At 28.3% G+C, this 15455-nt stretch carries 11 protein-coding genes; 10 read left to right on the top strand and 1 reads right to left on the bottom strand.

The window, feature by feature from the left end; translation table 11 throughout:
• Positions 1 to 300: 300 nt before the first annotated feature.
• On the bottom strand, positions 301 to 1188 hold the full coding sequence (locus tag HX088_RS07905; protein ID WP_286483860.1) for a helix-turn-helix transcriptional regulator: 888 nt from the start codon (positions 1186 to 1188) through the stop codon (positions 301 to 303).
• A 69-nt stretch (positions 1189 to 1257) separates the two neighbouring features.
• Between HX088_RS07905 and HX088_RS07900 the strand changes: the two genes are divergently transcribed.
• The 10 genes from HX088_RS07900 (at position 1258) to HX088_RS07855 (ending at position 15426) form a co-directional block, all read left to right on the top strand.
• Positions 1258 to 1950, top strand: a complete 693-nt coding sequence (locus HX088_RS07900; protein ID WP_286483859.1) for a hypothetical protein — start codon at positions 1258 to 1260, stop codon at positions 1948 to 1950.
• Positions 1951 to 2006: 56 nt separating this feature from the next.
• Positions 2007 to 2207 (top strand): DUF6140 family protein, encoded by a 201-nt coding sequence (locus HX088_RS07895; protein ID WP_286483858.1) that lies wholly within the window; start codon positions 2007 to 2009, stop codon positions 2205 to 2207.
• A gap of 97 nt (positions 2208 to 2304) precedes the next feature.
• Entirely contained in the window at positions 2305 to 2991 is a 687-nt protein-coding gene (locus HX088_RS07890) for a hypothetical protein (protein WP_286483856.1), read from the top strand.
• Positions 2992 to 3014: 23 nt separating this feature from the next.
• Entirely contained in the window at positions 3015 to 5312 is a 2298-nt protein-coding gene (locus tag HX088_RS07885; RefSeq protein ID WP_286483855.1) for a dynamin family protein, read from the top strand.
• Between the two features lie 3 nt (positions 5313 to 5315).
• On the top strand, positions 5316 to 6893 hold the full coding sequence (locus tag HX088_RS07880) for a GTPase domain-containing protein (protein WP_286483853.1): 1578 nt from the start codon (positions 5316 to 5318) through the stop codon (positions 6891 to 6893).
• The gene (locus tag HX088_RS07875; protein WP_286483852.1) at positions 6883 to 8652 is read left to right on the top strand and encodes a dynamin family protein; all 1770 of its coding nucleotides are present in this window, start codon (positions 6883 to 6885) and stop codon (positions 8650 to 8652) included. The genes HX088_RS07880 and HX088_RS07875 overlap by 11 nt, the downstream gene beginning before the upstream one ends.
• Positions 8645 to 9148, top strand: a complete 504-nt coding sequence (locus HX088_RS07870; protein ID WP_286483851.1) for a hypothetical protein — start codon at positions 8645 to 8647, stop codon at positions 9146 to 9148. Before HX088_RS07875 ends, HX088_RS07870 begins: the two co-directional genes overlap by 8 nt.
• A gap of 902 nt (positions 9149 to 10050) precedes the next feature.
• Complete coding sequence (locus HX088_RS07865; protein WP_260541440.1) at positions 10051 to 12210, top strand: S9 family peptidase; 2160 nt, start codon at positions 10051 to 10053, stop codon at positions 12208 to 12210.
• Positions 12211 to 12236: 26 nt separating this feature from the next.
• On the top strand, positions 12237 to 13823 hold the full coding sequence (locus HX088_RS07860) for a peptide MFS transporter (protein WP_286483850.1): 1587 nt from the start codon (positions 12237 to 12239) through the stop codon (positions 13821 to 13823).
• Positions 13824 to 13941: 118 nt separating this feature from the next.
• A complete protein-coding gene (locus HX088_RS07855; RefSeq protein ID WP_286483849.1) occupies positions 13942 to 15426 on the top strand; it encodes a peptide MFS transporter in 1485 nt (494 codons plus the stop codon).
• The last annotated feature ends 29 nt before the right edge of the window (positions 15427 to 15455 follow it).

The raw sequence follows: 15455 nt of genomic DNA, 5'->3' as shown, positions 1-15455 counted from the left end.
CATACATTGTTAAAGATTAAATTGTGTTAAAATTTTCTACCAACACATCTGATACACAAACTTATCAAATGAATTGATTTTAGATGTTTTAAGTGAATAAAAATACCCAATAGTAGAGATTATCCACTATTGAGTAAAATTATTTTATTGTTAATTAATTGTTTATGTGTTTTTTATGACTCACCAACACATCTGAAACACTACCATTGGTTCTTCTTATTGCGTTACTATCTTTGTTTAAAACAGTTTTTTCTAAACTTCAAAAAAAAATATCTTTTTGCCCATTTTTACTTACGCAGCTTACTTATTTTGAGTAGTATACTTCTTATACAATTTCTCTACTGTCATTTTTAATTCAGCTCGAAGCGTAGCAGGAGCTAAAACTTCACAATGGTCACTATATTCTAAAATTTTCATTTTTAACTCATATGTCGGTTGTAAAAATAAATGAACGTCAAACGTAGTATCTGTACAGTTTTTTATTTCTTGACTCGTATGAATAGGTAAATTTTCGATGTATTTTTTTTGGCTCAAATCAAATTGTAAAATAATTTCTTTTACTTCTTTGTCGTATTCTATCCCAATGGTATGTGCAAACTTTTCATCCACATTAAAAGGAGGTGAAGTATATTTTTCGTCTAAAGTTCTAAGTGAATCAACACGGTCTAATCCATAATTTCTAAATGCTTTTTTATCGATATCATAACCAATTAAGTACCAGCGATAATTAGCTTCTTTAATAGCTATTGGCGCACATTTTCTTTTACTTATACCTTTATCATAACTATCCAATTGAAATTCAATACTATTTTTATTTTCAATAGCATTTAAGATATCATCAAAATACTTCGTTTGGTTTGTAGCTGTTTTTTGAAGATAAAGATTTTGATGTAACGTATGAGGTCTGTTTAAAGCGTAAATAATTTCATAAGAACTAATTAATCGTTCGATGATATAATTTTTATGATAAGATTCTGAGATCTCATATTTTCCACAATTATAATTAATCTCCATATTCCATACATTTTTAATTGCTCTTTTATCTCGTTCAAACATATTTCGATCAATCAGACCAATTTCTTCATCACGAGTGGTAATGTAATCAATAATTTCCTTTTGTGTGCTTGGCTTATTTCGTAGTGCTTTTACAAATAAAATCTGCCTTTTTATAATTAATTCTTGCCCCATTTTAAGTGTATCATAGTTTGATGCACTAAGGTAGTAGTTTTGTCTCAAATAAGTACAATAAAAAGAAAAATGCTTAAAAGATTTAGTTTATCAATCTTAGTAGTCATTGCATTATGTTTTTCATGTAAAAAGAATAATGATTCAGATCAAAAGGTCAATGAGGAGAATATAGTCAATAGAATTGCCCCTAATGAATACTTAAAATTAATAGTGAATGATTACCTTGAAGAGAAAGTAAGAGGCAGTATAGAGATTGAAACGAAATACTTCTCATTAGCTCCTTTTAAAATGTGTTATCGTTCCTTTTTTTCATCTCGAGAAGAAAGGGTGGAAAATTGGATAAACACCTTTAATAGAAATGGCTTATCTAAGGTTGATTTAGAAAATTATATAAATCAGCAAATTACAATTTACAATAAACAGAATAGTCAGTTTGCGCCATTACCTCAAATAAAATTGAGTGAAATAAATACACATGAAATCATAGATGAGAAAGCTTTTGAAGCTTTAGATAGGTTGGAATTTTTTGTTTGGTATAGTAACATTTGGTTCGATTGCTTGTTCACATTCACGTTAGTTATTGCAATAGGATTAATCGGAAATCTATTATTTCCAATAAGATTCGGAGGGTTGCCTTATTTAATAAGTGGTAAAATGATAATAGGATGGGCAATTTTTTTAATGTTATTAGATTTTAAAGAGGTAAAATCATATTTTATAAATCTCATCATATATAACTATTCAAGTATAATATTCAATTAATTAGGTTGATAAGTATATTTATGTTAAAGAATAATATTAAATTAATACTAAAAAATATGTCAACACATTTATACAAAGTAACAGCTAAAAAAGAGTACGGAAAATTAGCGAAAGGGATGTCCGTAGAGATTATAATTCGTAACACATCAAGACCACCTAATCAAAGAGAAATTATTGATGCTATTAACCAAAAGTACGGAACAAATACAGCTGTTAATGGTTTAAGTCTTTCTAATTTTGAGATTAGGAAATTATAATTCAATGATTTTTTAAGATTAAATAAACAATATGGTATTTTAATTTCAAATTAGAACTTATATTTAGCAAATTTTATAACAAACTAAAAAACTAAAAATGAGCTTAATTAATTCCAATGAAGACGCAAAACTAAATACAATTTCTTCACTAACTTGGTTACCTTGGATTGGAAAAGATTTTTTCAATTCATATAAAAGATTTCTAATTATCGGGGAATCTCATTACGCTGATGGTTCTTCAGAAGATGCTTTCTCGGCTAATCTAAATTTAGCGGCTAAAAACGATTTTACAAGAAATACAATTCTTCAAACACAAATTCAAAAAGCCTACGAACATAAACCTTTAAAAAACTTGTTTTCCGCTTTATATGGAAATAAGCCAATAAACGAGGAAAAATTATGGAGTCAATTGGCATACTATAATTTTGTACAAAGAAGTATGAATTACAGTAACATCAACGGACAAAAAAATACAGAACAACCAACGATCAAAGATTTTGATAAAGGGTGGGAAACATTCATCGAAGTAGCTAAAATTCTTAAACCTACTGATTGTATTTTTATAGGAGTACGTGCCGCAGAACCATTCGAACGAATGATGGATAAATTAAACATCAAACGTACAGATCGTATCGTTCATCCAGAAATAAACAACGTAAGCCCACGTACGGCCTCAATTACGATTGATGGGCATCAAATCAACTTAACATTCATTAAACATACCTCTGCTTATTTCTCACCAAATACTTGGAGTGATTTTTTGGAGGGGAGATTTGAATTATAATTTATTTAATAACTATTAGAGAAATGAATGAACAAGAAATATATATATTAAAAGAAAGACTTTTACATTCAAAAGATAATCTTAGTAATATTATTAGTGAAATAGCTGTTGAATTAAAAGATTATAGAGTAACAGATTCTTCTGGACAAGATTCTCAAAATTTAGAGCAAATTTCAATCAGCTTAAAAGATAAACTATCACAATTTTATAAAGAACTGGATACGCCCTTTAAGATAGCTGTTGTTGGAAGTCAAGGAACAGGGAAGTCAACCATTGTTAATCTACTTCTAGGACAGTCATTAATGCCTAGTACAACAAACGAGAATGAAAATGTAATTGTTCGATTATCTTATCCTCGAAGTGAAGATGAGATTAATAAAGCAGTTTTTGAATTAATTGATGGAACTGAAAAAATATGTTCAGTTGATGAGGCAAATAAAATTATAGACAAAGCTAGTAGAAATCTAGAGGAGAAAATATTAATTAAGGATATAAAATATGTTACGTTTTATATAAAGAGTGATGTTCTAAATAATATTGAATTGATTAATACACCAGGAATGAATGTGCTTACTGAAGATTTTTATCCGAAAGTACAGCATTTATTTGCAGAGTCAGATATTATTTTATGGGTAAATAGTAAAGAGCAAATATTAGATCAATTTAATAGTTGGTTAATAAAAAAAATTCATGCAGACAATGATCGAATTGTAGGTATAATAACGTTTCCTGATAAATTATATAAACAAGATGAGGACAATGGGGTAATAGATGTTGTAGATCAGTTTCTAATTAATTTAGAAGGTAATCGCTTAATGAGAGTGAATGATGAAATTGCATTATTTATATTCAATGGGATTTTTGCTCAGATTTCTAAAAACCATAAAGGGAACTCTAAGTTTATTATTGATCTTGAAGATTTAGAAAGTGAGGAATCAAAATTAAGGATGATTTATAACTATATGCATCATGGTTTTGCTTATAGTGATTCTGTAGATAATCTTGATGTGTTAAGAGATAATAAGTTATATGGGATTAATAAATCAGATAAAGATTTAATTGATTTCGATTTTGAAGTAGAATCATTTTATAATTATTGCTTAGAAAAAGGATTATGTACAGTAGATGGTGATTCTGCATACTACACAGATTTAGGTTTAGAGGTTTTAGGGGAAGTGTCTCAATATAATGCTTTTGCCAGATTTAGTGAAGAACATTTAATACCAAGAGCAAAAAAATCGAAAGTTGATGAGATTCAAAGAAAACTAAAAAGAATTGCTAGTAAGGAAGAAAGTGATGACAATGTAATCTCACGTTTAAATAATTTAAAAATCTATTATGAAAATGAAATTGAGAAATTAGGTAGGGAGGATTTAAAACGAAAAGAAGATTATAAAAAGTTAGTTAAGTTTATAAAAAGTCGTTTTGATGAATGGGTCAAAATTAATCTTCCACATGAATCCAATTTTTTTGAAGATAAAGTATTAACTGAAATTTTTAAAAGAATAGAAAAAGAAATTGGTGTAATTGAATTTATGAAAGAAGTTTTAAATTCTTTAATTCCAAATTTTTTGAAAGGGGAAAATTCAGAATCTCCAATTTCAAGAAAAGTTTCACTTATAATAGAAGATATTATTAATAAAGAAATTGTTGAATCTTTAAATGAAATAGCTAGAAGAGGGAGTGAACATATCGAAATTATATTTCTGGATCTTGAAAGAGAAAATATTAATAATAAATTTAAAAAGGATGATAGTAATAGTCCCTTTTCTTTTGAAGGTAAAGGTATTAATAATATAGATGTTAGTCCAATTATGAATAAAATTCTGAAGATTATTTCTCCATTAATGAAAAATATTTTGCAGAATTTATTAAAAGATATAGCAAAGAGAGATTTACGAAAGGGAGCAAATACTGTATTTAAAAGAAATTTTATTAAACCAGTAGTTAAACTTATAAGAAAATTAATCCAAAATGAGGGAAAGAAGATTGCTATAAAAAAAGCTAAAAGTACAGCTGTTAAAGGAGGAACTCCGTTGGGTTGGGCTTTAATAGTATATGACTTAATGTCTTTAGGAAAAGATTTATATGATATGTATTACGATATCAAAAGAGAATTAAAAAAATCTTTAAAATTAGACGGAGGTTTTGATAAATTATTTTATAACCAAGCAGAAATAGTTTTAGAAGAACTTATTGAGAGTATAAATAAAGAGTTGCTAGAGCAATCTAGTAGTGAAGACAAAAATTTAAGAATATTATTGGCCGGGACTTCTATTTGTGAAAAGATAGAAAATGATTTAAAAAAATATACATTATAATTTATGAAAAATACAGATAATTTTTTTGATTTTCTTAAGAAGAATATCAATGAATTAGAATTACCATATTATGAGCTAATAGATTCATTGGCTAATAAAGCTCCTTTGATTTATTTATGTGGTAAAAGTTCTACTGGTAAAACTACATTTTTAAATGCTTTTTTAGGTCTTGAACGTGATGAATTATTTGTAAGTACTAATGTATCAACGAAGTCTAGATTTAATTTTAATTATGCTGAAAAAAATCATATAAAATTGGGAGATGGGTCTACTATACAGTTGCCAGACGAAGTTTTAGAGAGAAAACAGATATTTAAGTCTTTTAATGATAAAGAAGAAGTTTTAGATGTTTATTTAAATAAAGATATTTTAAAAGATAGAATTATTGTAGATATTCCAGGAGTACTAGATTATAAAAGAGATGTTTCTTTTTATGAAAGAATGATTTCAGAAGCAGATTTAATATTGTTTTTCACTCAAGCAACTGGGAAAATAAGTAATGAAGAATACGTATTATTACAATCAATTAATGATTTGAAAATTCCTTTGTTTGTAGTTTTTACAATGGCTGATATGACTGATCCAGATGAAGGGATAACTCGTAAAACAATTCCTATTATGGTAAACGATAGATTAAATACTTGCTTTAAAGATATTAATGTTTATAAATATCAAATTATATCATCAAATGATTATTTTAAAGCAAAGGAGAATAATGGTATTAATGAAATTCAAGATCAATTAATAGAATCCCATTTAGAAATTATTGATTTATCAAAACGTAATAAAGCTAAAAGAGTCTTTAATCATTATATTGCTATTATTCAGAATAGGTTAAATGAATTTACTTCAGAAAAAGATAATTTAAATGAATTATCAAAAAGAAAAATAGAATTACAATTTAAAGAAAAATATAGGGAAATAGAAAAAAATAAGAATAGTTTTGAAGTTTCTATTGTAAGTGATTTAGAACTTATTTTAAATGAGGTTAAATCAACTATTTTTAATTCTGTATTAAATCGTAATAAAAGTACTGATGATGATCATTATGAAAAAGAGAGAGCCAATTTTATAAAAAAATGGGATAATGCATGGCAGAAGTTAACCAATCAGTATAAAGAATATAATATTACCATACCTATTCTTCCTATCGTTGGAAATGATATTTTATCACCGATTAATTTAGATTTTGAAAAATTAAGAATTTTATTAGCTGAAAAATCTAATAATAAAGATGATAATAGTAATAAAGAAAAAGAAGCTAATAAAAAAGAGAAATCTTTAAATGAAATGAGTTGGTTTGAAAAGGGGGAAGTATTGGTTGAATTAGGATTGAATATTAGTAATGGTATAATTCTTTATAAAAAGTATACATATTATCAAGAAGTCGAAACTTTAATACAAACATCTAAAATGGAAATACTAGAGTCTATGAATATTTACTTTAATATTAAAAAAAATGAGTTAATTAATAATCAAAAAATAGATTTAGAAAATATTATAATAAATAATCCTTTGTGTGATAAAATTAATCAACTACAAGATTTTAAAACTCAATTAGAGGAAATATATGCAAAGTAGTTTTCTAAAAGAGATACTTAATGATTATGATAAGATTACTTCTAAATTATTAGATAAATTGACGTCTGATTCCAATCAAAATTCAATAGAATTTTGGAGAGAGGAAGTTTTAGAAGAAAAGAAAAGTATATATATAATTGGTAAGACAAGTACAGGTAAATCAACTCTATTAAATTTTTTATTGGATTATGATACAAAGAAAACACCATTATTTAAGACTTCTACAAAAGTTGAAACGGGAGTAGTACAATCTTTAGAGCATTGTGAATCTATTTTATCAGCTCATGCTATAATAGAGCTTTATGATACTATTCAATTTAATCGAAATATATTTCCATATTATTGTAGATATTTAGATTTTACAAATCAATTATTTTTTCCATTAGATACAAATGATAAGATAGATTATTTTCGTAATCATATAATTGCAAAGAAAGATAAAGATGATATAATAAATCTTATTAATACTGTAAAAAATATAAGTATTAAATTTCCTTTAAAATATTTTAAAAATTATAAAATTATAGATACCCCTGGCTTGGGATCTTCAAAATCTGAAACAGATCCCATTGTATTAAAAAACTTTAATGGTAAATCGTTTGTTTTATGGTTACTTGATGGCTCTAAAAGGACCTTATCAGATGATTTAGTCTTATTAGAGCAAAATAAATCATTAGTTCAAGATATTAATAAGTCAATACATTTCATAGTAAATCAATTTGATATTGCTGATTATGATTGCGAAGAGCCGAGTTATGAAAAGGTCTTTGATAGAAAAAAAGAAATGATTCAAAACATTAATATTAATGTTTTTGATGATTTAGATAATTTGAAGAGGAGTAGTATATATTTTACATCATTTAAAAATCCTAAGAAAAAATTTGCTAGGGTAAATACTTATCAACAAATTGAAAAACTTGAGGTTGATTTGTTAACTCAATTTAAAGATCAAAACTTTAAGAGTATTAATTTATTATTAGATTTATTAAAGAATCAATTAAAGAATTATTCCAAAATAATTAATAAAGAGTTGGAAATCATCAATAAAGATATAAAAGAAAACTACACTGAAAAGACAAAGATAGAATATAACTTAAATGTGAGTAAAAAGGTTATTAAAGAAACTATAGTCTATAAGGCTAGCTTACAAAATAATTTTATAGAACTGAAAAATAGTTTTGGAAAGATTGATAAGAGATCATTGTTTTATGATGCACTTAAGGATACTAATAAATATATTAAAAAGCACTCCGAAAAAATTAATGATTCTATTAATAGAATTAAGTTAGAAGACAACTTTAAAACTTATCTTGAGAAACTTAATACAGCTCAAAAAGAAATTTCTATTTCTTTTAATAATGATGAAAGTTTTTTTAAAAAATATATTTATGATCAAGAATTAAAAGATAACAAAGTTTTGTTTTCAAATTTAATGGATTTAAAATTAAAAGAATTTGATTTAATTTTCCCAATTTTAGAAAGGGATATATCTAATAATTTTAATGAATTGACAAAAAGAAATAAGCTGTTTTTAGAAAAAAATAAGGATAAACATGCTCAAAAAATTTCTATTTTGAATCAAATAGAAAAAGTAAATCATAATATAGACATGTATTCCATTAATTTATTAAATAGAATTGAAGAGTCCCTTGAAACATGGAAAACAGATAAATCAATTTGTAAGTTTGAGAATTTTCTAAAGCTTTATAGAATGACAGATAATCATACAAGAATTAAAAATACATTATCAAATGAGTAATAAATCTAATTTAACAGAAGAATATAAGCAGGATATAGCAACAATTTTATTAAATGTAAGCGATGGTTTATCTGAAAAAGTTGAAAAAAATTTAGCAATTACAATTGATAAATTAACTGAAGAAGTAAAAAGACGTGATTCTATAGATAAGTTAGTTAAAGAAATAGACCATTTAAAATTAGATAATAATCTCTTTCATAAAGAAATTCAGAATATTGATCAAAATTTAATAATTAGAATTGAGAATTTAACTGATGAATTAAGACAAATTCAATTAGATAATAAAAGCTATAATTTAGATATTTTTAACCATATAAAGAATAATGATATAAATGAAAAGTATAATAAATTAAATAATGATATATTAAATCTTAATTATAAAGAACAAATTGAATCGCTGGAAGAAAAAGTGGCTTTTCAAAAATATCTTTTATATATAATAATAGGCTTATTAATATTCATTTTCATATATTTATTGATCAAATCTAATATATAAAATAATGAAATGCGAGATTCCACGAGATTCTCGCATTTTTGTTTGTATAAAACCCATTATAATAAGTTTTATAAGAATCGAATGCCACCAACAGCAAGAAACTCCATCCAACACATACCAAAATGGGGATAAGCCAGCCACCCCACCAAAGCTATGTTTACATAACATGCTATTATACACTAAAAGTTTTAAGTCAAAACATTGACTTTTAATAAGTGCCGTTTCGAATAAATGATTTTGTAGTTAGGAATGCTCGGAAAGGTGCATTCTGCTGTTTAAACGGCATATCCAAATCGGACAAAAATATTATACATTCTATTTTTTTTACTATAAATAACTTCTTTTTGTAGTGTCGTTTTTTAGATAAAATATTCGAAATTTATCTTTTCGTTACCCAAAATCATAAGAATTCTTCGTGTTATGTTCGAGTCTTGTTCGACTATCCTTCGACTAAAAGCCCATTTTTCCGAAGAGTTCTCGAAGCATCCTCGAACAAAGGTCGAACAAGCTCAAAATCAACTCAAAACATATATCTCCGTTAGCTCCTATAAACAGCGGGGTAGGGGCTATTTTGTTTTTGCTTAAAGCACTTATTGTTTTGAAAATTGATTGACAAAAGTGGACAAATATGGACAAATGTGGACAGAAATGAATTGAATTGTAATTTGTGTGGTTTAATTTGTTATATTATAACTTTTTAGAGATAAAATAAGTGGATTTGGAATACAAAAAGCTTTAAAACACCGCAAAGAATCTTATGAGTTGTTCATTATCCAAAGTGTAAAGTAGCTTTATATATTTTTTTGAAACGATAATTATAATGGATTATTCGAAAAAATGTGCTTTTAGAAAAAATAGAATTGTTTATATTTGATAGTTTGAACTCACATTTTAAGAAAACTATGAAGAAATTTATTTTAAGTTTAGCGGTCTTAGCGATGGGTGCGTATTCGTATGCACAGCAAATTACGCTCGAAGGAATTTATGGAGGTAAATACCGCGAAAGCTCATTATTTGGTGTTAATTCATTGAATGATGGAGAAAATTATACTATTCTGACAAAAGACGGATTGGTAAAACGTTCGTACGAATCGACATTGAAAAAGGGACAATCTTCTGACGTTGTAGTTGTGCCAGGTAAGTTTGAGGGATATGAATTTAGTTCGGATGAGCGCTATGTATTATTGCAAACAGAAACGAAAGGGATTTATCGCCATTCATTTACAGCGAAATTTGAAGTATATGATACACAAACGAAATCGAAAGTAGTTGTTTTTGATGGGAAGAAAATTCAAGAACCTTTGTTTTCGCCAGATGCATCTAAAGTAGCTTTTGCTTTTGAAAATAATTTATACATTCAGGATCTTAAAACAAATAAAGTAACGCAAGTTACAACGGATGGTAAAAAGAATAATATTATCAACGGGATCAACGATTGGGTTTATGAAGAAGAGTTTGGTTTCGTAAGAAATTTTGATTGGAATGCTGATGGAACGTCTTTGGCTTATGTTCGTTTTGACGAATCGAAAGTCAAAGAAATTAATATTCCGATTTATCACAACAATCTTTATCCACAAGAATTACGTTACAAATATCCAAAGGCAGGGCAAGATAATTCGGAAGTTTCGTTACATGTTTTTGATACGAAGAATAACTCAACTGCAAATGTTAATTTAGACGGAGTTCAGAATTATTACATTCCTAAAATTAAGTTCTCTTCAAAAGCGAATTTATTAACGGTTGTAACGTCTAACCGTCATCAAAATAATGTAGATGTTTCGTTTTATGATATCAACACGAAAAAAGTAAATAAATTATTTACTGAAACAAATAAAGCGTGGATTGAGACAGATAACTTAACTGTAGAGTTTTTAGCGGATAATTCGTTCTTATGGACTTCTGAGCGCGATGGAAATAATCATATTTACCATTATGCCGATAACGGAAAGTTAATCAATCAAATTACAAAAGGCGAGTGGGAAGTAACGAATTATTATGGGTATAATCCGGCAAACAAAACGCTTTATTATCAATCAAATTCTAATAACGGGAAACGTATTTCGACAGAAAGACAAATTTCTTCGGTTAGTTTAGATGGTAAGAAAACAACGATGTTAACGAAGAATAATGGGACAAATTCGGCTGCTTTTAGTAAGAATTTTACGTATTTCATTAATACTTTTTCCTCTATCACTACGCCAAGAACAATTAGTTTAGTAGATTCTAAATCAGGCAAAGACTTAGGAGTTATCGTTGACAATACATCTGTAAAAGAAAAATTGAATGCAGATAATATCGGGACAAAAGAATTATTTGTTTTGAAAACTGCTGCAGGAAACGAATTGAACGCGTATGTGATAAAACCAAAAGACTTTGATGCAAACAAAAAATATCCTGTGTTGATGTATCAATATTCTGGTCCAGGTTCTCAGAATGTCAACAATTCGTACTTCAATTCAAACGATTATTGGCACATGATGTTGGCACAAGAAGGGTATATTGTTTTCTGTGTTGATGGACGTGGAACAGGTTATAAAGGAGAAGCATTCAAAAAACAAACGTATTTACAATTGGGTAAATATGAGGTAGAAGATCAGATTGCAGCAGCAAAAGAAATTGGGAAATTACCTTATGTTGATAATTCACGAATCGGAATTTGGGGTTGGTCTTACGGAGGATTTATGGCATCTAATGTTTTGTTTAAAGGAAATGATGTGTTCAAAGCGGCGATTGCAGTAGCACCTGTTACCAATTGGCGTTATTATGACACGGTTTATACGGAGCGTTTTATGCGTACACCACAAGAAAATGCATCTGGATATGATGACAATTCACCTATTAATTATGCAAATGATTTGAAAGGTAACTTCTTGTTGATTTCTGGATCTGCAGATGATAATGTACATGCACAAAACACATACGAATTATCGGAAGCGTTGGTACAAGCAAATAAAGATTTTGATATGGCAATCTATACCGATAAGGACCATGGAATTTATGGTGGAAATACACGTGTACAGCTTTACCGTAAGATGACAAATTTTATTAAAAAGAATTTATAACTTTCTAAAAATTTAACACAAGAAATATGAGTCAAGACAATAGTTTAGTTAAACATCTTCATAGTTTGGGGATGGACGATAAAATGGTAAATGGTCATCCTGCTGGATTATTTGTATTGTTCTTTACAGAAATGTGGGAACGATTCAGTTATTACGGAATGCGTGCATTGTTGACATTATTCTTAATCAGTACAATTGCAGATGGAGGTTGGGAATGGACAAATGCCGAAGCTATGAAATTATACGGAACCTATACAGGGTTGGTATATTTAACACCTTTATTAGGAGGAATCATTGCAGATAAATTTACAGGTTATAAAAAAGCAATTTTAATAGGTGCTTTGATTATGACATTAGGGCATTTATCAATGGCTTTTGAAGGAATAGCTCCTTGGTTTTTCTATTTGGGGTTAGGATTAATGATTCTGGGTAATGGGATGTTCAAGCCAAATATTTCTTCAATGGTTGGAAATTTATACCCTGATACAAGTGCTAAAAAAGATGCAGGTTATACAATTTTCTACATGGGTATTAACGCTGGTGCATTCTTAGGGATGTTATTGTGTGGATATATCGGTGAAAAAGTAGGCTGGCATTATGGTTTTGGATTAGCTGGAGTTTTTATGTTCTTTGGAATGTTACAGTTTTATTTTGGAGAAAAGATTTTTGGTATAATTGGAGAATCTCCGAAAGAAGTAAAAGCTTTTCATGACAAAAAAATTGCAAATCACGAAGAAGAGCCAGAAGTACAGACATCTGCTGCTGTGGTAAGAGATCGATTAATAGTTGTTGCTGTTTTAATGTTAGCAAGTATTGTATTCTTCTTAGCTTTTGAACAAGCGGGAGGGTCAATGTCTATTTTTGCGAAAGATTATACACAGCGTGTTTTAGAAGGAAATGCTGCAACAACTTTTAAATGGGTTGATGCTATTTTGACGGTTGTTCCGATAGCAATTGTAACACTTGTTTTATATGCGCTTGCAAAAAAGATTTATAAACAATACCCTCTAACCATTATTTTTACCGCAGTTTCATTTGTAATTATTTGGGGATTAGGTTTATGGAAAATTTTCAGAGAATTTAATTCTGTAGAAACAGAGGTTGCGGCTTCTTGGTTTCAAATCTTGAATTCCTTTTTTATTATTGCTTTAGCTTCATCATTTAGTAAGTTTTGGGAAAAAATGTGGAATCCTTCAGGACCAATTAAGTTTGCATTAGGATTATTCTTAGTTGGAGTAGGGTTTGCAGCTTTAGCTTATGGAGCAAGCGAAATACCTCAAGGAGCAAAAACAGCTTCTGTAAGTATGATTTGGTTAATTATTGCCTATTTCTTCCATACATCAGGAGAGTTATGTTTATCTCCAGTGGGATTGTCTTATGTATCAAAATTATCTCCAAAGAAATTCTTAGGCTTATTATTTGGTTTTTGGTTTTGTGCATCTGCAATTGCAAACTTTATTGGAGGTTTCTTAGGATCGTATATAGATCAGATTGTAGAAACACATTCAATGTCTTATTTCTTTATGATATTCGCAATTATCCCTGCGATTACTGCGATTATATTAATTGCATTAAATCCTATTTTAAAACGAATGATGCACGGAATAAATTAATAATTTGACAAAAATCATTGAATAAGTAAAAAAAACCTCTGCTTTGTCAGAGGTTTTTTTTACTTTCGTTGATTGCTAATAAAATCTAAAGGATATATTAGTGCATAGTTAAAAAATCATGAGTCAAAAATTAACGTTGGATCAAATACAAAACTTTGAAGGAAAATATCCCAAACAGCTTTGGTATTTGTTTATGGTAGAAATGTGGGAGCGTTTTTGCTTTTACGGAATGAGAGGAGTTCTTGCCATTTTTATGGTAGATATGTTAGGACTTACAGATGCAGAATCGAATTTGAAATATGGCGCAATCCAAGCCTTTGTTTACGCGTTTACGTTTGTAGGAGGTATTTTTGCTGATAAAATTTTAGGTTTCAAAAAGTCTTTAGTTTTTGGAGGATTGGTTATGGTTGCAGGAAACTTATTAATTGCTGCAGACCCTCATCATTTCTTTTACTACGGGATTACACTGAGTATTATCGGAACAGGATTCTTCAAACCAAATATTTCTTCGATGGTTGGAGAACTTTATAAACCAGGCGATCCACGTCGTGATGCTGGTTTTGGATTATTTTATTCGGGAATTAACATTGGTGCCTTTTTAGGAGGTATTGTTTGTGTTTATTTAGGAAAACAAGTGAGCTGGAACTTAGCTTTCTTAGCTGCAGGTATTGTGATGATTATTGGGGTTGTGTTGTTCCTATTTATTAGAAATGAATTAGGACCAATTGGTGATTCACCTCTAATAAAAATGGATCCTAAAAAACGATTAATTCGCGAAATTGCAGTTTATGCAGGTGCAATAGCTTGTATTCCATTAATCTTTATTATGATTCATAATACGGCATATACAGATATGTTTATGTTTATTGTTGGACCATTAGCAATCATTTATTTTTTAATCCAATTATATAAAATTCCAGATTCTAAAGATAAAAGTAAGTTTATTGCAGCCTTTATTATGATTGCATTTTCTATTTTATTCTTTGCAATCTTCGAACAAGCAGGAGGTTCTTTAGCTTTGTTTGCGAATAAAAATTTACATTCTACTTTATTCTCAGTTCCATTAGATCCAAATATTGTAAATAACAGTGCAAACTCTTTATACGTAATCATTTTTGCACCTTTATTAGGATTAGTTTGGTTATGGATGGCTAAAAAGAAAATTGAACCAAATACAGTTGTAAAATTTGGTTTAGCGTTCTTAATGTTAGCAGGTGCATATTACATTTTCTATTCGTTAAGATTCTTTGCAGATGAAAACGGATTATCTTCATTAGAGATATTTGCTTTAGCGTATTTCGTTGTAACAATAGCAGAATTATGTCTTTCTCCAATTGGTTTATCGATGGTAACAAAGTTATCACCTAAGCATTTAGGAGGAATGATGATGGGGCTTTGGTTCTTAGCTTCTGCTTATGGACAATATTTGGCTGGTATTTTAGGAGCGGGAATGTCTTCTCCAAACGAAAATGCTTCATTAATGGATAAATTAATGGCTTATACAGATGGTTATCAACAATTAGCTTTATATTCATTAATAGCTGGTATTATTGTAATCGCTTTATCCCCATTAATTCGCAAATTAATGCAAGACGTAAAATAACTTTTAAGAAATACTTTTAACAAACAAAC

It is taken from the genome of Empedobacter sp. 225-1 (genome assembly GCF_030328185.1).
GTDB classification, from domain to species: domain Bacteria; phylum Bacteroidota; class Bacteroidia; order Flavobacteriales; family Weeksellaceae; genus Empedobacter; species Empedobacter stercoris.
This window is presented reverse-complemented; position numbering and strand designations above follow the sequence as displayed.